The sequence below is a fragment of the Bacillus marinisedimentorum genome, assembly GCF_001644195.2.
GTDB lineage: Bacteria > Bacillota > Bacilli > Bacillales > Bacillaceae_O > Bacillus_BL > Bacillus_BL marinisedimentorum.
This window is the reverse complement of sequence record NZ_LWBL02000009.1, coordinates 45,725-65,881: the sequence shown is the minus strand read 5'-3', so window position 1 is coordinate 65,881 and position 20,157 is coordinate 45,725. Positions and strand designations below refer to the sequence as shown.

Here is a 20,157-nt window from a genome sequence, read left to right as displayed (position 1 = left end):
AGGGGCTCAGAATGGCATTTCAAACCAAAAAACAATCACTTAATAAAACAGGAACCGTAAAGGAAGCGCTGGCCTATATAAATGACGGCTGTACGCTGATGTATGGCGGATTTGGGGGAATCGGCAACCCGCCGACAATCATTGCCGGAATCCTGGAAAAAGGAGTCAAAGACCTGATATTGATCGGCAATGATGCCGCTTTTCCGGACATCGGCATCGGCCGTGTTGTGAGCCGGGGGATGGCCCGGAAGCTGATCGCTTCACATATCGGATCGAATCCGATTGCCGGACAGCTTATGACCGATGGAGAGATGGAGGTGGAGTTTTCCCCGCAGGGTACGCTGGCAGAACGAATCAGGGCTGGCGGCATGGGACTTGGCGGCATCCTCACCGATATCGGTCTTGGCAGCATGATTGAAGACGGGAAGCAAAAGGTCACGGTGGATGGAAAGGAATTTTTACTGGAAAAGCCGCTTACCGCTGATGTATCGATTGTGTATGCAAGGAAAGCGGATACATTCGGCAATCTGGTTTTTGAAACGAGTGCCAGAAATACGAGTCCGCTTGTCGCAATGGCAGGGAAGATCACCATTGCTGAAGCGGACGAAATCGTGGAAGCAGGAGAACTGGACCCGGAATGCATCGTGACACCAGGCGTATATGTCGATATGGTCGTTCCAAGCAAGGGGGTGGATTGGAAATGGGCATGGGAATAGATATCCGCAACCGCATCGCCAAACGGGCGGCAACAGAAATTGAAGCCGGAATGGTCGTGAATCTCGGCATCGGGATTCCATCCCTCGTTTCGAATCATGTCCCGGACGGCATGGAAGTCATGTTCCATGCGGAAAATGGCGTATTGGGCATGGGTGAAGCGCCGGATGAAGGCAATGAGGATCCGTCGCTTTGCAATGCCGGCGGCTTTCCGGTAACGATCGTTCCTGGCGCATCCTATTTTGACAGTGCAACAGCATTTGGAATCATCCGTTCCGGCTATCTGGATTTGACTATCCTTGGCGGACTGGAGGTCAGTGAAAAGGGTGATCTCGCCAACTGGATCGTGCCGGGAAAACGGGTTCCGGGAATCGGCGGCGCGATGGAACTGGCTGCTAAAGCAAAGAAAGTTGTTGTCCTTATGAATCATATCAATAAAAAAGGGGAGCCGAAGATTGTCCGTGAGTGCAGCCTGCCCCTTACAGCAAAACGGTGTGTCGATTTGATCATTACGGATATGGCCGTGATTGAGGTTGCTGACAGCGGGCTTGTCCTCAAGGAAGTGATGGAACCGCATACGCCGGAAGAAGTTATTGAAAAAACCGGGGCGCCTCTCCATGTCCCCGGCGAGGTTGTGACACTTCGATAAGTGTAAAAGGAGGTTAAGGAGCGATGCCTGAACTTAAAAAACATGTCCATGATTGGCTGGAAGCCCATCGCGAAGAAGGAATCACACTTTTGCAGCAGATGATTCAAGCACCGAGTACACAGGGAAACGAAAAGGCGGCCCAGGAAATCGTCGTTGAGACACTTGAGAACATGGGGCTTGAAGTGGATGTCTGGGACCCTGATGGCAATGAATTGGCCAAAAACCCGGCGTTTGCCTCATCCCGTGATGAATTCACAGGCAGCCCGAATGTGGTGGGTGTCTGGAAAGGAAACGGGGACGGCCGCTCGGTCATTTTAAACGGCCACATTGATGTCGTTCCGGCTGGGGACCGCGAGCAATGGATTGAAGACCCATACAGCGGCAAGATTAAAGACGGAAAAATATACGGCCGCGGCGCCACGGATATGAAAGGTGGAAATGCCGCCCTTCTATTGGCTATCCAGACACTGCAGGGCCTGGGCATCCGGCTGCAGGGTGATGTCATTTTTGAAAGTGTCATTGAAGAAGAAAGCGGCGGATCGGGGACGCTGGCATCCGTTTTGAGAGGCTATAAAGCGGATGCGGCGATTATCCCTGAACCTACCAACATGAAAATTTTCCCGAAACAGCAGGGGTCGATGTGGTTCCGGATCCATATCAAAGGCCGTTCAGCCCATGGCGGCACCCGCTATGAAGGCGTGAATGCCATCGAAAAAAGCCTTGCGGTCGTTGATCATCTCCGCAGGCTCGAGGAAGAACGGAATAACCGCATCAGTGACCCGCTGTATGAAAAAATTCCGATCCCTGTCCCGATCAATGTCGGAAAGATTGAAGGCGGCGACTGGCCGTCATCTGTGCCCGACCTTGTGAAAATCGAAGGAAGGATGGGAGTTTCGCCAGAGGAAACGATGGAAGAGGCAAAAGCGGAAATGGATGCCTGGCTTAAAGATTTGAAAGAGATTGACGAGTGGTATGAAGATCATCCTGTCACGCTTGAATGGTTTGGTGCCCGCTGGCTGCCTGGTTCGATAGATCTTGGGAATGACATGATCAAAGCGCTTACCGAGAGATACAGGGATGTCATCGGGGGCAATCCGGTTGTCGAAGCTTCTCCGTGGGGAACAGACGGAGGCCTGCTGACAAAGGTCGGCGAAACGCCATCGGTCGTTTTTGGGCCGGGTGTGACTGGCATGGCCCATTATCCGAATGAATACATTGAACTTGAAAAAGTATTTCAGGCTGCGGAGATCATCGCGCTTACACTCGTAGATTGGTGCGGTGCTGAAAACGGGTAAAAGCCCAACAAAGCAAGGAGGTTTTTTAAATGGCAGAAAAAACAACGTCCATTAACATGAAAACATCGATACCCGGACCGAGGGCGGCGGAACTTCTCGAAAGGCGCGAAAAAAACGTTCCGAAAGGCCCCTTTAACACAGTCGCCACGTTTGCTGAAAAAGGAGAAGGTGCGCTCTTGACCGACGTAGACGGCAATACATTCATCGACTTTGCGGGGGCGATCGGCACGCTGAATGCGGGCCATTGCCCGCCGGCTGTAGTAGGTGCGGTGAAAGAGCAAGCCGAGAAGTATCTGCACCCGTCTTTTCATGTGATGATGTATGAGCCTTATATAGAACTTGCCGAGAAGCTGAACAGCATTACGCCGGGGGATTTTGAGAAGAAAACGTTCTTCTTGAGCAGCGGTGCGGAGGCTGTTGAAAACGCCATCAAAATTGCACGCAAATATACCGGCCGCAAAGCGATTGTGTCGTTCGAGAGGGGATTCCATGGCCGTACATTCATGTCAATGTCCCTGACGAGCAAAGTGAAGCCGTATAAGAACGGATTCGGACCTTTTGCGCCTGAGACATATAAAATGCCGTATCCTTACTACTACCGTGCCCCTGCTGGGATGGGGGAGGAGGAAATGGACCAGGCAATCATTGACCAGTTCAGCGACTTTTTCCTGCGGGATGTGCCGCCAGAAGAAATTGCTGCTGTCATTATGGAGCCGGTGCAAGGCGAGGGCGGTTTTGTCATTCCTTCGAAGAACTTCGTCCGCCGGATTAAGGAAATCTGTGAAGAGCATGGCATCCTCTTTATTGCTGATGAAGTGCAGACCGGCTTTGGCCGGACAGGTAAGATGTTTGCGATGGAACATTTCAGTGTCGCACCTGACCTCATGACGATGTCCAAATCCATTGCAGCTGGACTGCCGATCAGTGCGGTGACCGGCAGGGCTGAAGTGATGGAGGCCCCTGGCGTCGGCGAAATCGGCGGAACCTACGGCGGCAGCCCGCTCGGTTGTGTGGCTGCTCTTGAAGTGATCAAAATGATGGAAGAAGAGGCCCTGCCTGAGCGGGCCGTGGAAATCGGGAAGACGATCACCGATCGGTTTTCCATGCTTCAAAATTCGATTCCGCAAATCGGTGACGTCCGGACACTCGGCGCCATGACGGCGATCGAGTTTGTAAAGGACCCGCAGACGAAAGAACCGAACAAAGAAATCGTCGGCCAAATCATCAAAAACGCCCAGCAGCACGGTGTCATTGTCATGGGAGCGGGTCTCTACGGCAACATCCTCCGCATCCTGTCACCGCTTGTCATCACCGACAGCCAGCTGGAGGAAGGCCTCGATGTGCTGGAGCGTATTGTAAAAGACATCACAGCAGAGTAGCGGTGCCTGTCACTTGTCGATGTTTGTCGTAATATGAAGGTGCCTGGCAATTGCCAGGCAAGCGGTTTAGCATAGTATGATTGGTAGTAATCAAAGGCCGGTTCTTTGAATAACAATGTAGTGAAGACCGGGGGCTTTTCCGAAGGAGTTTTGCTGAAAGGCTTTGTGCCTGACTGCTGGGAGCGGGATAGCCTCCGGTTTTTGTATGGAGAGCACTAAAAGCTGCTATTCAGACCGACTCAATAATTGATGCAATCAAAAAGTCTGCATATAAGGAATTCAAAAAAGCTGCATCCCACCTTTTAAAGTAGGGGATGCAGCTTTTTATTCTATCATGATTGTTTAACGGCGGTTCGGTTTAGGGTGTCTGATCCTGCCGATTCCAAGTTCTTTTCCTTCTGTATATAGCGCCTTGATGAGACTGTACGTCATAAGCAGCATAATAAACGAAAACGGGAAGGCGGCGATGATCATTGTATTCTGCAATGCCTGTAATCCGCCAGTGTACAGTAATGCAAGGGCAGTTGCAGACAGCAATACGCCCCATGTCAACTTGATTGAGTTTGGCGGTGTAAGTGAACCGTTTGTTGTCATCATGCCGAGTACGAATGTTCCAGAGTCGGCAGATGTAATAAAGAATGTTCCAATAAGAGTGATGGCGATAATGGATGCAAAAAATCCGAGTGGGTAATTTGCCAGGACGCCGAAGAGCGATTCTTCCGTTGCAAGTTCGGCAATTGCCGCTACACCTTCATGCTGAAGGGAGATTGCCGTACCGCCGAATGTCGCAAACCATAAAAAACCGATTAAAGACGGAAGCAGCAGTACTGTGAAAATAAACTCACGGATGCTCCGTCCTCTGGAAACACGGGCGATAAAGATGCCGACAAAAGGACTCCATGCGATCCACCAGGCCCAGTAGAAAATGGTCCAGCCTTGAATCCAGCCCCGTGCCTCTTCATTCAGCGGAGCAATCCTGAAACTCATTTCAGGAAGGTAGGCGATATATGTGCCGATCGTGTTTGTAAACAGGTTTAAAATAAAGGCTGTCGGTCCGAAGATGAAGACCATTGCAAAAAGCAATATTGCAAGAACCATGTTTGCATTACTTAAATACGCGATCCCTTTACTGAGTCCTGACCAGGCTGAAATCATGAAAAGGATCGTGACAATAAAAACAATCACGAACTGGACAACAATGTTATTCGGCAGTCCAAACAAATATGACAGTCCGCCGTTAATCTGTACTGCCCCAAAACCGAGCGTCGTCGCAACGCCAATGACAGTTGCGATAACAGCGATGACATCTATCGTTTTTCCGAGTCCGCCTTTGGCCAGTCTTTCCCCAATAACAGGATAGAGGGCAGCACTAATCAATCCGGGGCGGTCATGACGGAACTTAAAATATGCCAGAACAAGCGCTACAATACCGTAAATCGCCCACGCATGGATGCCCCAGTGGAAAAAGGTGAAGCGCATGGCATCCTTAATTCCCTGTGCCGTTCCTTCCTGGCCGGTAGGTGAACTTACAGCATAGTGGCTGATAGGCTCTGCGGTTCCCCAGAATACAAGGCCGATTCCCATGCCGGCACTGAAAAGCATTGCAATCCATGTCGGCCGGGTAAACTCCGGTACACTATCAGGCTTGCCGAGCTTTATGCGGCCGACAGGGCTGAACATCAAAAAGATACTGACGACCACAAAGACCGTTACGATGATCAGGTAATACCAGCCGAAAGCTGTTGAGATAAACGATTGAATATTGCCGGTCAGCTTTTCAAGGGTACCAGGCATTAAAATGCCGAATACGACAAGAACGGCCATAATCGCAGCCGAAACTTTAAAAACTGTTGTAAAATTTCTCATGTTTTTGTATCCGTCTCCTTTCCTATATATACCAAATAACAGCAACCCAGTCTAAATGAATTCTAAAAATAGTTATACCCCATTTACTTCTTAGCAAACAAATAAACATTTAAAGATAAGAAGGCACCTGTTAATACCTGGAAATTGCCAGGGAACTGCTTCCGTATGCCGGTCCGGCCGATTGACCCGTTTACATAAAAATGGAAGGGGAACAACATACTACACCCGATGGATGAAAACCGGGAATAGAAAGGGCCAAAAAACGCACTGAAAGGAGATTGTATCATGGATAAAAAGGAACTGAAAGAAAAAGTACTCGGAATTCTTGATGAGAACAAAGTTGGAACGCTGGCAACCATCGAAGAGAATAAACCGCACACCCGTTATATGACGTTCCTCCATGAGGATTTGACGCTTTATACACCGACAAGCAAAGCAACTTATAAGGCAGATGAAATCAAAGACAACCCAAACGTCCACATTTTACTTGGATATAAAGGCGGCGGCTGGGATGATCCTTATGTGGAAATTCAGGGAAAAGCCGAAATCAAAGAGGATCGCGGCCTGAAGGAAAAATTCTGGATGGATGAGATGAAGAGGATCTTTAACAGCCCGGAAGACGAAGACTATATCATTCTGAAAATCCAGCCGCAAACAATCCGTTATATGGACGGTGAAGGGACTCCTGCTGTACTGGAACTGTAAACTCCCCGAAATTTGCGGGAAGATGTTTAGTGATATCCAGAGAAAGGTACAACACTACTGTAAGCATCATTAGAAATCACAGAAAAGGAGAGGATTTCGAAATGGCTAAGAGAGAAAACCGCAAGATGACTGTGGAAGAAGCAGGCCGCAAAGGCGGGGAAGAAACGGCCCGCACTCACGATAAAGAATTCTATCAGGAAATTGGCGAAAAGGGCGGGGAAGAGACTTCCCGCACCCACGATCGTGAATTTTATGAAGAGATTGGTGAAAAAGGCGGCAACGCCCGTGCCGATAATGATGATAAGTAAACGACAATGTTCTGCCCCGGTTCCGCAATGGACCGGGGTTTTATTGTCGATTAAAACTGTTGTTGAGAGGCGGGTTGGACAGTATAATCATTGAATTGGATAGTAAAAGGTAACAGGCAATGACTCGGCCAAGCAGTAGTGCAGCCGATGTCTGTAAGATTGAATTTCGCCGGTTATACGATGTAGTTTCTTGAATTATATAGAAAGGGCATCAACATCGAATGAATTGATCTCCATGCAAAAAACTTTTAAATGTAAGTTCTGTTCTTATTATAGGCACGGGTAGCGGTCTGCCGTGCTAAATGTTGTACTTTAATGCGACAAGCCGCCCCCAACCTCAAGAGACTTCCTTTCTGTGGCAAACCGTAATTGAGTGCCGCTATCAACTAAAGCGCATACAAAACAGAGTTGTCAAAACCCTTAGACAAGTACCTCGTCGAGCATGGGTTTCTGTCACAATCTGTTCGCAATATACAGGTTCACGCCTGATTTTTCTCTGTTATATTAAACGTGTAGGAAAGTTTGTGATATATATCACAAAATGAACTCATACTATTCATCTATCAATCCTTTTGACTAAGGATTAATTATTTGGAAACTTATGTGAAACTATTCACAAACTTTCGACAATAAAATGAAGACTGGGAATTCCAGAACAACGAATCAGATTGAAAAGAGGTGGAGTCAGTGGAATTCAATCAAAAAGTAAAAGACGGAGCCGCTCATATTGTCGATAACTGTATGGGACATGAAGAGGCCTTTTGCGTGGCAACCTGCCCGATGCATACTGATGTTAAAAAGTACATGGCTCAAATTGGTGAAGGAAATTTTGAAGGAGCACTCCTGACGATCCGTGAGAAATTGTTCCTTCCGAACACGCTTGGCAGAATTTGCGCTCATCCTTGTGAGAGTGTATGCCGCAGAAACGAAGAGTTTGGACAGCCGCTTTCAATTGCGGCACTGAAACGATTCGCGGCTGAAAGAGCGGATAAAAAGTCACTGTGGGATATCCAAACTGGTGCGCCTACAGGCCGCAAAGTGGCAATCATCGGAGCGGGCCCGGCTGGCGCCCAGGCAGCGATCGATCTCCGCAAACAGGGGCACGATGTAACCATTTTTGAAAAGCTTGAGGTTGTCGGCGGCATGATGAGAGTCGGCATTCCGGAATACCGCCTTCCGCGTGACATCATTGATTTTGAATATACGTACCTGACAGATCTCGGTGTTGAAATGAGAATGGGCGTAGAGATTGGAAAAGACATCTCCTTCAAACAGCTCAAAGAAGAATATGATTCAGTCATTGTCGCACATGGCGCCCATAAAGGCACAAAGCCTCCAGTTCCTGGTGTTGAAAATGACGGAGTCTTCCATGCGGTTGAATACTTAAAAGAAATCAGTCTTACTCATCAATTTCCGAAGGCCGGCAAAAAAGTCGCTGTCATCGGCGGTGGAGATGTGGCAATGGACTGCGCACGTTCCTCCTGGAGAATCGGTGCAGAGGAAGTATACTTAATCAGCCTTGAAGAAGAAGAGAACCTGCCTGCAAGCAAATTTGAACAGGAAGAGGCACTTGAAGAAGGGGTCGCATTCCTGAACGGTTGGGGAACACAGGAAATCATCGCTGAAAATGGAAGAGTGTCTTCCATTAAGACCAGGAAAGTCAAATCCATGTTTGATGCGGAAGGAAGATTCAATCCTTCATACACAGATGAAGAAAAAACGATCGAAGTCGATACTGTCGTTTTTGCAACAGGCCAGCTCGTTGAAGACATTTCGGGAGGGGTGCTGGAACAAACCCGCGGCGGACGCTATGTGGTCGACCAGGAAACACTGGCAACAAGCGAGCCGAACGTATTCGTTGCCGGTGATGCAAGCGGCGGCGCAATCGTTGTCCAGGCGATGGCACTTGGAAGAAAAGCGGCAAAATCAGCCGGACTTTATCTTCAAGGAAAAGATCTTAAAACAAACCGGATTTTTGAAAAAGAATATTCCTACACAACAAGACTTGATATTCCGCTTCCAAAAGGAACAGAAGACCTGCCAAGGACATCCGGCAACTTACGGCCAGCGGAAGAACGGAAATTGGACTTCATCCAGGCCGACCTCGGCTATACAGATGAACAAGCGGTGAAAGAAGCATCCCGCTGTCTGCAGTGTGAATGCAAGCTCTGCATGTCGGAATGTGTCATGATGAATGACTTCGGCGAGTGCCCGCAGGATATTTTCAAAGACTTCCTGGAGTCAGGCGGCATCGATCCGGTCATTCCATATTCCTGTAACATGTGCGGCGGCTGTACGCATGTATGTCCACAAGACTTCCCGATCGGAGACGTATTCATGGGCATGAGGAAAGACTTCATTTTACAAAACAACGGCAAGTCACCGATGAAAGGCCATAAGGCGATTGAAATGCACCAGATGCTCGGTTTCTCGAAAATCTTTACAACAAAAGCAAAAACAAAAGCAAAAGGAGTGAAGTGATTATGGCACAGAAAATGGGGTTTATGCCGGGCTGCTCACTTCCTTCATATTCACCTGAAGGCGTGCGCAAAACGATGGAATATTTAAAGGAACTGTATCCGGACCTTGCCGGAGTTCAGAAATGCTGCGGAAAAGGCACGAAAGCCCTTGGACAGGAGGATAAGTTCCACGAGCGATTTGACGGCCTGCAAAAGGATATGGATGATGTCGGCATTGAGAATATGATCGTCGCCTGCCAGAACTGCTACAAAACGATTCAGGGAAGCAGCGATACAGACGTCACTTCACTCTGGACATTGCTTCCGAAAGTCGGCCTTCCTGAACATATCCGGGGCAAAGCGAAAGATAGCGATGTTGAATTCGGCATCCATGATTCCTGTTCAACCCGCTATGAAACCGAACTGCAGGATGGCATACGCTGGATCTTGAAGGAACTGGGCTACAAAGTGAAGGAAAGCGAATATTCAAGGGAAAACACGCGCTGCTGCGGATTTGGCGGAATGATTGTTCCGGCCAACCCTGATCTGGCGATGCGGGTCATGGAACGCCGCGGAAACGACTTTGAAACCGATTATGTTGTTGTATACTGTGCGGCATGCCGTTCATCTATGATGAAAGCCGGTAAAAAGTCGTTCCATATCCTTGATTTAATCTGGGGACCTGTCGTATACAAGGACGATGACGCACCGGAAGATGTACTTTCCAATGCGGCGAAGTCATGGATCAACCGTTATAAATCGAAGCAGGTTGTGAAATCGGTTGTTAAATCTTAATCACACTCGGTAATCCTACAATTTTTATAATAATCATTTAAACGGGGGTTCTCAAAATGAACAAAAAACTGGTTGCAAGTGTATCAGTTGTCGCTCTCCTGATTGTCGGGTTCTTTGTTTACCAAAATGTCACTGCTGTCAAAAGCAAGGAAGTGAACCTTTCCGCCCAGCAGGAAAAGATCACTGAATATGCGAACCCGAAAGCACTGATCACGGCTGAAGCGCTGAAAGAGTTGCTTGATGAAAATAAAGAAGACGTTGTAGTCATCGGCACGATGGAATCAAAAGAGGCCATTCCGGATTCATTCGTTGTATGGCGTCCTGATTACTCGGGAACAGAGGCATTCGATTACGACGGCATGGCCAACACGAAAGAAGAAATGGAAAAGCTGCTGAGTGATTTCGGGGTGAAAGAAGACACAACAATCGTCACGTATGCTGGCAACGATCAGCATGACTCAGCCCGCGTGTTCTGGCAGCTGAAAATGCTTGGCCATGATGATGTGCGCATGCTTGATGGAGGTATGCCGGTATGGCTCGGTGCAGGCTATGAAACTGCGGAGCCGGCTAAAATCGGCGACCGTGAAACAACAGACTACAAAGCTCCTGATTACAATCCAGATGCATTCAATGCAAGCCTTGAATTGGTAACTAAAGCAGTCGATAACGACGATTATATCATTATCGATACGCGCGGTGAGGATGAAGAAACAGGCAGCGACACGAAGAAAGGTGCATTCGGCCCTGGCAAAATTAAAGGGGCCAAATGGCTTCAGTACTCTGCTGCAACAACCGAAGAAGGTACATTCAAGTCAAAAGAAGAACTTGAAGAAATCTACAAAGAGTATACTGATTCCGGCAAGCAGCTTATCCCTTATTGCCAGTCTGGTGTACGTTCCGCTTACACATGGTTCGTCTTGACACAGATCCTTGGCTACGAAGATGCACTAAACTATGATGGATCATGGATTGAATGGAGCTACCAGGCTTACGAAAAAGGCAACCAGGACATCATCGACCGTACTGAAAACGGTGAATTCTAAAATAGGAGTCGATTATAATGGCAAATACAGCAAAGGCAAAAAAAGGCAGCCCGCTTAAGCTTCTGGCCGTAATCGGAGCAATCGCCGCCGTATTCCTGATTGCCTGGCAGACGGGAATCCTCGAACAGTTGAAGGATGTAAAAGCGATGCAGGCCTGGTTTGAAGGCTTTGGGGTCTTCGGATATATTGTATTCTTGCTCGTATTCGTAGCAGTAGCGGTATTCATGCTTCCGGCATCACTCTTGACCATTGTGGCCGGCATCACGTTTGGTTCAATCAAAGGCGGCTTGCTCGCCTTGATCGGCGCAACAATCGGCGCAATGGCCGCTTTCTTGATTGCGAAGTACGTGGCAAGAGGTATAATCGTCAATAAGTTTAAAGACAATGCGGTTTTCAAAAAGATTGACCAGGGCGTTGAGAAAAATGGTGAAAGCTTCTTGATTCTGACCCGCCTGGTACCGGTATTCCCGTACAACGTCCAGAACTATGCGTACGGCGTAACGAGCCTATCCTTTGTTAAATTTTCTATCGTTTCATTGATCACCATGGCTCCTGGCGCATTCATTTACGCATACATGGCCGGCCAAATCGTAGCTGAAGGTTTCTCTACTAAACTTCTGCTTGAATTTGCGGCAGCTGGCACCATCCTGTTCCTTGTATCTTTGATTCCAAAGTATATCGCCAAGAAAAAAGGAATCAATATGGAAGAACTTAAACAGTAGCAATAAAAAGCGGCTTTCCACTTTGCCGTATTTATCCAGGGCGTCCTGGTAATGAGAGATTCGGCAGATTAAAGTTTCGCGGGGCGCTCGGCTTTTTGCCGGGCGCTTTTCATTTGAAGGGAGTAGCCGATCTAGAAGTTTTTCAATGGCTTATAGTGACAAACTTCACAAAAAAATCAATTGAACCTGATAAAAAGCGATATTTATCTGTAAGTTTTTTGTATAATGAGCGATGGAGGCAACTCCCGGCACTATTTCAATTGTTTTTAACATTCATAGATTGATATTGAGGATGCTATTTCTTGATTGGAAATTATAGAGGGCAACTGCGGCCTGGGGCGATGGAAGGCTTGTACACCTATACGAAAAACAAAAAAGGGGCACAGAAATGAAGAAACTACTATTAATGATACTCATTTTGGCAATGCTGCTCGCAGCGTGCAGTTCGGCTGAAGAAAAAGACGAATCACAATCAAAACCGGACCTGCTTGAAGCGGATTGGGAAGAGATAACCGAAGAGGCGAGCGGGTCTGAAGTCCACATTTTCATGTGGGGTGGAGATGACGGCATCAACACTTATATAGATGAATGGGTCGCACCGCGCTTGAAAGATGAACACAATATCACGCTGAAAAGGCATCCGATGGACACCGCAGACTTTCTTTCCAAGTTGATGACAGAGAAAAAAGCGGGGAAAGATGATGGAACGATGGATATCATCTGGATCAACGGCGAGAATTTCAAGACGGCGAAAGAGAACAGCCTGTTATACGGAGCCTTCGCTCCAAAATTGCCGAATCTCCAGGACTATATCGGCGAAGACAAGCCATATGTCAACAATGATATGGGGACCAGCATTGATGGCCTGGAAGCGCCGTGGGGCAAAGTCCAGTTTGTGCTCAACTATGATGCGGCAAAAGTAAGCGATCCTCCTGCTGACTTTACGGCACTCAAGCAATGGATTGAAGATAATCCCGGCCGGTTCACATATCCGAATGTATCGGATTTTACCGGAAATGCGTTTGTGCGCCATCTTTTATATGACATTCAAGGCAAAGAAGATGTCCTTCAAAATGGCTATGAAGAAAAATGGCTTAAGGAAAACGGCGCAGAGGCGTGGGATAGGCTCAACGAAATGGAAGGTTCGCTATGGCGGGACGGAAAGACCTACCCGGAAACACTTGCGAAGCTGGATCAATTGTATGCAAACGGGGAAGTGGATTTTACAATGGGGTTCAATGAGCGCCGCACAGCAAGTTTGATTGAGGACGGCGTATTTCCGGAGACAACGGAAACGCTTGTGATCGACCCGGGGTCAATCGGAAACACCCATTATTTGAGCATCCCGTTCAACAGTCCAAATGAAGCAGCAGCCATGACGGCAATCAACTTCATGCTTTCGCCGGAAGCGCAAATCGCCAAGCTTGCCCCGGCTATGTGGGGAGAAGGTTCAGTCATCGATCCGGGAAAATTGATGGATGAACAACTTCAGCGAATGGAAGAACTGGGCGGCGAAACGACCGTGACAGCTGAAGATATCCTGCCTGAACTTGATGCCAGATATGCTGACTGGATTAAGGAGCATTGGGAGAATGAAGTCGTACAGCCATAAAAAATCCAAACCGTACCTGTATGTTGCACCCGCTTTATTATTTGTACTATTAATAGTAGGATACGGATTGTTCATGGCGGGAGCGGAGAGTCTTTCTCCCTCTTCGCCGCTTGCCAATTACAATGCCTTGTTTGAAGACAGGGAATTCATTGACTCCCTTTTGATCAGTTTGCAAGTGGCCTTCATATCGACGGCCCTTTCCATCGTTGTCGGCGTGCTGCTGACAAGGATGATGTTCAAATTGTTCAGCAAAGATTTTTGGAAGTTCATGGCCTGGTTTCCGATGCTTATTCCCCACTTTGTGGCGGCTTATCTTGTTTTTGTGCTTTTTGCACCGAGCGGTTGGTTTTCATCCGTTTTATTTGAAGTCGGCATAATATCTGATATGGGTGGATTCCCGATTCTGGTTAACGACCCATACTATATAGGAGTCATTTTAACTTATATGTGGAAGGAAATCCCGTTTGTTATTCTTATGCTATTGCCCGGCTATCAGGAGCTTGACTTCCGATATGAAGATGTTGTCAGGACGCTCGGCGGCAGCGGCTGGAAAGTATGGAGGACGGTGGAGTTCCCATGGATGTGGCCTGTTCTTCTTGAAATTGGACTTATTTTATTTTCGTTTATTATGGGAGCATTCGAGGTGCCGGCTTTACTTGGCGTCACCTATCCAAAAATGCTGCCGATCCTCGCTTTCCAGTGGTTTTATGAGGGCAGCTGGATAAACCGTCCGATTGCACAGGCACTTATGATCTGTTTGTCGATTGTTACGGTGGCTGGCAGTGTTTTATTGCTCAGCCTGACGCATAAATGGCGCAAAAGGTGGAGCAGGGAGGAGGCACGCAGTTGAATAGGATAAACGGGAAACAATTTGCGATGCTACTTGTTTTCTTCCTGGTTTTTGTGGCACCTTTCCTGCTGCTGCTCATTAAAAGCATCAGTTTTGGATGGGCATGGCCGCAATGGAAACCTGACAAGATTGATTTCAGAGCCTGGCATATTATATTTACAGATCCGGACATTGTTGACTCCATCAAGACGACCATCATAATCGGTACAGCAGTCGTTGTGTTGAATTTTTTGCTCGCCATTCCGGCCGCCGGTGCATTGAGCAGGTATAACTTCAAAGGAAAAACGTTTATTGAATCGGTATTGCTCATGCCCATCCTGATACCTGTTTTGGCGATTGCGATGGGGATGCATTTGACGATGATCAGGCTGGGGCTCGCCGATAGGATGGCTGGAGTCATCCTGATCCATCTGCTTCCGACTCTCCCATACGCCATCAGGATGCTTAAAGCCGGATTTGACAGGTTAAGCATTGAATGGAATGAACAGGCGGCGACATTGGGGGCGCAAAAAGGGGCCGCATTTTGGACCGTCACGTTCCCGTTATTGCTCCCGAGCATCAGAAGCACGGCTTTGCTCGTCTTTGTCATTTCACTGAGCCAGTATGTTCTCACTGCCATAATCGGCGGCGGGCAGGTGACGACGCTGCCGATGATTTATTACCCTTACTTCAACAGCGCTGATGAAGCGGTCATCGCAGGTTTTTCCGCCGTTTTCGCATTGCTGCCTATATTATTTCTCACCATTTTTGAAGGAGCCATTCAAGTTTACTTACAGCTGGTAAAAAGACCATAGAAAGGAAGAGGCAAATGTTTGTCAAAATCAAAGGCTTAACAAAAAAATATTCACATCAGCCGGTCTTTTCATCTCTGGACCTTGAAATCGCCAAAGGGTCCATTATCAGCCTTGTCGGCCCTTCAGGATGCGGGAAATCGACTTTCCTCAGATGCCTGGCCGGACTGGAAGAGGCGACTTCCGGTTCCATTTCCCTTGATGGAAAGGACATCACAGGAGTCAGCACCGAAAAACGTCCGGTCGTCATGATGTTCCAGCAGCCGCTGTTGTTTCCGCATATGAACGTCCTTGAAAACGTCACATACGGATTAAAACACGGGAAAAACCGGGCTTTGAAAAAGGAACGGATGACACGCGGGATGGCGATGCTTGAAAAAGTGGAGCTTGCCGAACTCGCCAAACGGTATCCGAGTCAATTGTCAGGGGGTCAGCAGCAGCGGGTCGCACTGGCAAGGGCGTTGATCATGAATCCATCCTTGCTGCTCCTTGATGAACCGTTCAGCAGTCTCGATCCCACCCTTCGTATCTCCTTGAGGCAATGGGTCAGGAACGTCCTCAAGGAAGAAGGCGTGACCGCCTTATTCGTCACACATGACCGGGAGGAAGCCATGACGATGGGAGACCGCATCGCCATCATGAGTGAGGGGGCGTTCCAGCAGGTCGGCCTGCCCGAGGAAGTGTGCCGTCAGCCGGCAAGCAGCGTCGTAGCTGAAATGTTTGCGGAAGGCCTGAAGCTGGAAACAGGGTTTGTACCTGCAGATCAGCTGGTCCTATCAGATGATGAAGCAACTGGAACGGCCGGCAGAAGGGCTTATCCGGCCCGTGTGGAAAACCGCATTTTTAAGTTCGGACAGCCGTTTTACCATATCATTGTCAATCAACTCAATCAGGAAGTCATGGTTCATTCCAAACAGGAATTTGATACGGGAAGCAACGTTTACATCACTTTTAAAAACAGTGACGTTCAGCATTTCTATGTAAAGAAAGCACATAAACATCAGGAAATTAAAGGAAGTGAGCGGAATGTTAGATACAAGAGCACGCCATCTAGTTCAACCGGCTATTGAGAAAACGGGCAGGGGGCTGTTGAATCTCGGTCTCAGTGCAAACCAGGTGACAACAATCGCATTTATTATCGGGGCATCATCCGGGTTGTTCATTTATTTGGGCCAGCCGCTCTGGGCAGTGGCCGTTTTGTGGCTATCAGGTTTTCTGGATGCGGTAGACGGCACGATGGCAAGGCTGACGAAGCCATCCACGTTTGGCACGGTTCTTGATGTAAGTTATGACCGGCTTGTGGAAATCAGTGTGATCCTGGGTCTGGCTTTCCGATATCCTGAAGCGATGTGGGCATTGCTCCTATTGAGTGTAGCCATCATTTACGCCATGACTATTTTTCTGACGGTGGGTGCCGTAACCGAAAAAAGCGGCATGAAATCTTTCTATTATCAGCCTGGTCTTGCTGAACGGACAGAAGGGTTCGTCCTGTTCACACTCATGATTCTTTTTCCTGAGTTCCTTGTAACCATCACACTTATGTTTCTGGCGGTTGAAGTCTTCACATCGCTGCAGCGGCTGATGGAAGCGAAACGGATTTTAAAAGGATAAGACATGGATATGAAAGAATATCAGGTGATCGTAATCGGAGGCGGTGCCGGGGGCCTGACGGTTGCTGCCGGGGCAGCGAGCCTCGGGGCGACTGTCGCTGTAGTTGAAAAGAGCAAGAACCCGGGTGGTGATTGTCTTCACTCGGGCTGCGTCCCGTCAAAAGCGCTTATAGAAGCAGCCCGGTCCGTTTATGACATCGGAAGGGCAGCAGTTGAATTCGGTTTGGAAATGGACGGAAAACCGTCTTTTCAGGCGGCGATGGAACGGGTTAAAGCTTCCATTGCTAAAATCCAGACTCATGACAGTATAGAGCGGTTTGCCGCGTTGGGCGTCGATTTTTATGAGGGAAGTGCCTGCTTTGCGGATGAACATATAATTGAAATTCACGGAAAAGAGCAGCATCACATCAGGGGGCGGCGGATTATCATTGCAACAGGTTCAAGGCCGTTCATTCCACAAATCCCGGGACTTGACTCCATTCATTATATTACGAATGAAACCGTGTTTTCACTCGAAAGACTGCCCGAACGGATCGTGACTGTAGGGGCCGGGCCGACAGGGCTTGAGGTTTCGCAGGCCCTGGCCCGCCTCGGGGCCCGTGTCACGGTTCTTGAAATCGGGAAGAACTTGCTGCCGGGGGAAGACAGGGGTGTGGTCCAGTGCGTGAAAGGCCGACTTGAGAAAGAGCTGTCTATCAGGCTCGGATGTAATATTATCCATGTGAAAGGGGAGAACGGCGAAACGGTTCTGACCGTCGAGCAGAATGGTGTAACGGATGAAATAAGGGCAGAGGCACTTTTCCTGGCAGCAGGGCGGCTTCCGAATACAGATGGCCTGTGTCTGGAAAAAGCGGGCGTTAAAACGGAAAACGGATATGTGAAAGTGGATCGCTGCATGCGGACCTCAAACAAGCATATATACGCGGTCGGCGACGTAACCGGCAAGTATATGTTTACACATGCCGCCGGTATGGAGGGTAAAATAGCCGTAAGCAATGCAGTGTTCGGTTTAAGCAGGAAAGTGCGCTACGACAGTTTGCCGTGGGTAACGTATACAGACCCGGAAATCTATCACCTTGGACTGACGGAGAAAGAAGCGCGGCTTAAGTACGGCAGCAGTATTGAGGTGTATAAAGCAGCAGCTGGGGATGTGGACCGGTTTATCACAGCAAGAGAAAAAGAAGGCCTCTTGAAAGTAATCACCGATAAAAAAGGAAACATACTAGGAGCCCATGCCGCCGGGAAGGACGCCAGCACATGGATGCAGCAGCTCGTATACGCAAAACACCACAACCGCAAAATCGGAACCATCTCCAGCGTCATCCACCCCTACCCGACCCGGGGAGCCATCATCCAGCAAGCAGCCGACCAATACTGGCGCCAAAAACTGTTCAACGGCCCACTGAACCGGATCTTGAAAAACTACGTGAAATGGATGTTGTGAAAAAAGTGCCTGGCAATTGCGTCGCAATTGCCAGGCACTTTTTGTTGCAGTTTTTTTTCGAGATTTTCAATTATTATTCAAATGCCCAAATATCCCCACCTGATGTTTGAAATCATTATCACGAGGTACACATAGTACCAAGTTGATTCTGCTGGATCTTCTAAGTCTCAGCAGCATGCAGATGTTTAGGAGATTCCAATAAGTGGTAAACACTTACTGTAGGATCAACTAGAAACTATACAAAAAGGAGTGTATTTCATCATGGCAAACAGAAAAGACGATAACCGTGACATGACACTTGAAGAAGCTGGACGTAAGGGCGGAGAAACTACTTCTCGCACTCACGATAAAGAATTCTATCAGGAAATCGGTAAAAAAGGCGGAGAAGCGACATCCGAAAGCCATGACAAAGACTTCTACAAAGAGATTGGTGAAAAAGGCGGAGAAGCAACTGCTGAAAGCCACGACAAAGAATTTTATCAGGAAATTGGCGAGAAGGGCGGAGAAGCCACTTCCCGTAACCATGACCGCGAATTTTACGAAGAAATCGGCGAAAAAGGCGGAAATGCCCGCGCCAACAATGACAATAAATAATATAACCCTTTTGACATGACAATAAATGTAAGAAGCCCCGGTTCCGAATGGACCGGGGTTTTTTTACGGTTGACGGCATTCCTTCAAGGATAATTGTTCTGAAAAGGGCGGAAGGACGAGAGGGACTCCGGGGAAAAGGCTAGAAGTGGACTGGAAAGAAACGGGAAAGCAGACTCCAAATGACGGCAGTAACGCTGGAAATTCATAAAAACTTCTGGCCTCATGCACTTCGTTAAAGACCTAAGACCGAAAACAACCACGCTTTCCGGGACGGGCAGTAAGTCTCATCATAGCTAACGCCCCTGCAGATTCGGGTCTCACCTGTCCATCAGTTCCCACCAGAGTCTCGCAAACCCGAACCGGCCAATATCCAAAACATAATTAAATAACAATCATGTAGAAGAGATCATTCAAAACCACTCAATTTAAGACTGAATCTGAACTATCAATTGATTGATAATATTGATTTTTCCTTCGCACAATATGTAAAACAAAACGGTTCCACCCGGGAACCGTATCCTTAAATCAAATCACTCAATAAATTCCGCAAAGCGCGGACAGGACGAATGTTATTCCGAGTATGCCATTCCACATACTCAAGGGCGAGAACGGCCATAGCAAGCCAGATCAGCCCCGCCGAATAACCGGCAGCAACATCACTCGGATAATGGGCACCGAGATAGATCCGGCTGATGCCAATCAAAATGATGAGAACCCCCGAAGTGATGGATCCGAGCCATTTAGCTGTGCGGGACAACCGGCTGCGCACAATAAAATAAATAGCAAAACCGTAAAACACAAGCGATCCCATCGCATGTCCGCTTGGAAAGCTGTAACCTACAGCATCAATATCGGGATTAATGCCAGGCCTGCTCCGTTCATACGTGCTCTTAAGTATTTTGGTCAGGATTCCGCCGCCGGCCACTCCTATAGCAAAAAACAAAATGCCCCATTTATCCCGATACCTAACCCAGAGAAAAGCGAGGACCATGAGTGACAGTGCAGTCAAAAACCAAACCGACCCGAGCTCTGTAATCAGAATCATCGCCTGGTCGAGCGGCTCACTGCTAATCGATACGAAAAGGCCGACCACTGCCGCGTCAAATCGGATGGTTTCAGATGCCAGGATATCTTCAGCCAGTTCTGAAAAGATAAAGAGGGACAGGCCAGCGGCACCGAGGCCAATCAGCAGCAAGAGCAGCGGAAAACCCGCTTCTTTGAGTTTTTCTTCATGTTGCTGATCCAAAACGTTCACATCCTTTGGCTATACAAATTATTCCGTTGCTATAATGATACTTCCCCGCTCAGAGCTCTCTAAACA

Annotated in this window: 18 protein-coding genes and 1 pseudogene; 17 read left to right on the top strand and 2 right to left on the bottom strand. The window is 48.1% G+C overall.

The features are described from left to right. The first annotated feature begins 11 nt into the window (after nucleotides 1-11). From A4U59_RS02520 to gabT, 4 genes are read left to right on the top strand one after another with little or no spacing between them, the layout of a single operon-like run. Nucleotides 12-716, top strand: a complete 705-nt coding sequence (locus A4U59_RS02520; RefSeq protein WP_070119626.1) for a CoA transferase subunit A — start codon at nucleotides 12-14, stop codon at nucleotides 714-716. Further along, nucleotides 701-1,363, top strand: coding sequence for a 3-oxoacid CoA-transferase subunit B (locus A4U59_RS02515; protein ID WP_070119625.1), 663 nt, complete (start codon nucleotides 701-703; stop codon nucleotides 1,361-1,363). Before A4U59_RS02520 ends, A4U59_RS02515 begins: the two co-directional genes overlap by 16 nt. Nucleotides 1,364-1,386: 23 nt before the next feature. Further along, entirely contained in the window at nucleotides 1,387-2,658 is a 1,272-nt protein-coding gene (locus tag A4U59_RS02510; RefSeq protein ID WP_070119624.1) for a peptidase, read from the top strand. A gap of 29 nt (nucleotides 2,659-2,687) precedes the next feature. Next, a complete protein-coding gene (gabT, locus tag A4U59_RS02505) occupies nucleotides 2,688-4,037 on the top strand; it encodes a 4-aminobutyrate--2-oxoglutarate transaminase (protein WP_070119623.1) in 1,350 nt (449 codons plus the stop codon). Between the two features lie 342 nt (nucleotides 4,038-4,379). Here gabT and A4U59_RS02500 read toward each other — a convergent pair whose 3' ends face one another. Further along, nucleotides 4,380-5,903 (bottom strand): glycine betaine uptake BCCT transporter, encoded by a 1,524-nt coding sequence (locus A4U59_RS02500; protein WP_070119622.1) that lies wholly within the window; start codon nucleotides 5,901-5,903, stop codon nucleotides 4,380-4,382. 285 nt (nucleotides 5,904-6,188) lie between these two features. Here A4U59_RS02500 and A4U59_RS02495 point away from each other — a divergent pair, with 285 nt between their 5' ends. The 13 genes and pseudogenes from A4U59_RS02495 to A4U59_RS02435 all read left to right on the top strand — a co-directional run bounded on the left by A4U59_RS02495 (nucleotide 6,189) and on the right by A4U59_RS02435 (nucleotide 18,836). Further along, complete coding sequence (locus A4U59_RS02495) at nucleotides 6,189-6,608, top strand: pyridoxamine 5'-phosphate oxidase family protein (RefSeq protein ID WP_070119621.1); 420 nt, start codon at nucleotides 6,189-6,191, stop codon at nucleotides 6,606-6,608. A gap of 101 nt (nucleotides 6,609-6,709) precedes the next feature. Next, nucleotides 6,710-6,913: pseudogene (locus A4U59_RS02490) on the top strand (KGG domain-containing protein); the annotation flags it as partial. A 690-nt stretch (nucleotides 6,914-7,603) separates the two neighbouring features. Beyond that, nucleotides 7,604-9,397: an FAD-dependent oxidoreductase gene (locus A4U59_RS02485; protein WP_211274892.1), complete on the top strand. Its 1,794-nt coding sequence runs from the start codon at nucleotides 7,604-7,606 to the stop codon at nucleotides 9,395-9,397. A gap of 2 nt (nucleotides 9,398-9,399) precedes the next feature. Next, a complete protein-coding gene (locus A4U59_RS02480; RefSeq protein ID WP_070119618.1) occupies nucleotides 9,400-10,170 on the top strand; it encodes a heterodisulfide reductase-related iron-sulfur binding cluster in 771 nt (256 codons plus the stop codon). A gap of 56 nt (nucleotides 10,171-10,226) precedes the next feature. Further along, the gene (locus A4U59_RS02475; protein ID WP_070119617.1) at nucleotides 10,227-11,213 is read left to right on the top strand and encodes a sulfurtransferase; all 987 of its coding nucleotides are present in this window, start codon (nucleotides 10,227-10,229) and stop codon (nucleotides 11,211-11,213) included. 17 nt (nucleotides 11,214-11,230) lie between these two features. Then, nucleotides 11,231-11,935 (top strand): TVP38/TMEM64 family protein, encoded by a 705-nt coding sequence (locus A4U59_RS02470; protein WP_070119616.1) that lies wholly within the window; start codon nucleotides 11,231-11,233, stop codon nucleotides 11,933-11,935. Between the two features lie 388 nt (nucleotides 11,936-12,323). Further along, a complete protein-coding gene (locus tag A4U59_RS02465; protein WP_070119615.1) occupies nucleotides 12,324-13,547 on the top strand; it encodes an ABC transporter substrate-binding protein in 1,224 nt (407 codons plus the stop codon). Further along, nucleotides 13,528-14,397 carry an ABC transporter permease gene (locus A4U59_RS02460; RefSeq protein WP_070119614.1) on the top strand — a complete coding sequence of 290 codons (870 nt, stop codon included), beginning with the start codon at nucleotides 13,528-13,530 and terminating at the stop codon, nucleotides 14,395-14,397. The genes A4U59_RS02465 and A4U59_RS02460 overlap by 20 nt, the downstream gene beginning before the upstream one ends. Then, nucleotides 14,394-15,191 (top strand): ABC transporter permease, encoded by a 798-nt coding sequence (locus A4U59_RS02455; RefSeq protein ID WP_245680476.1) that lies wholly within the window; start codon nucleotides 14,394-14,396, stop codon nucleotides 15,189-15,191. Before A4U59_RS02460 ends, A4U59_RS02455 begins: the two co-directional genes overlap by 4 nt. A gap of 14 nt (nucleotides 15,192-15,205) precedes the next feature. Next, nucleotides 15,206-16,258 (top strand): ABC transporter ATP-binding protein, encoded by a 1,053-nt coding sequence (locus A4U59_RS02450; protein ID WP_070119613.1) that lies wholly within the window; start codon nucleotides 15,206-15,208, stop codon nucleotides 16,256-16,258. Then, on the top strand, nucleotides 16,215-16,799 hold the full coding sequence (locus tag A4U59_RS02445) for a CDP-alcohol phosphatidyltransferase family protein (RefSeq protein WP_070119612.1): 585 nt from the start codon (nucleotides 16,215-16,217) through the stop codon (nucleotides 16,797-16,799). Before A4U59_RS02450 ends, A4U59_RS02445 begins: the two co-directional genes overlap by 44 nt. Nucleotides 16,800-16,808: 9 nt before the next feature. Beyond that, entirely contained in the window at nucleotides 16,809-18,242 is a 1,434-nt protein-coding gene (locus A4U59_RS02440; protein ID WP_070119660.1) for a dihydrolipoyl dehydrogenase family protein, read from the top strand. Between the two features lie 261 nt (nucleotides 18,243-18,503). Beyond that, nucleotides 18,504-18,836: a KGG domain-containing protein gene (locus A4U59_RS02435; protein WP_070119611.1), complete on the top strand. Its 333-nt coding sequence runs from the start codon at nucleotides 18,504-18,506 to the stop codon at nucleotides 18,834-18,836. 520 nt (nucleotides 18,837-19,356) lie between these two features. On the opposite strand, the gene A4U59_RS02430 is transcribed toward A4U59_RS02435, so the two are convergent. Beyond that, nucleotides 19,357-20,082, bottom strand: a complete 726-nt coding sequence (locus A4U59_RS02430; RefSeq protein ID WP_070119610.1) for a phosphatase PAP2 family protein — start codon at nucleotides 20,080-20,082, stop codon at nucleotides 19,357-19,359. Nucleotides 20,083-20,157: the final 75 nt, after the last annotated feature.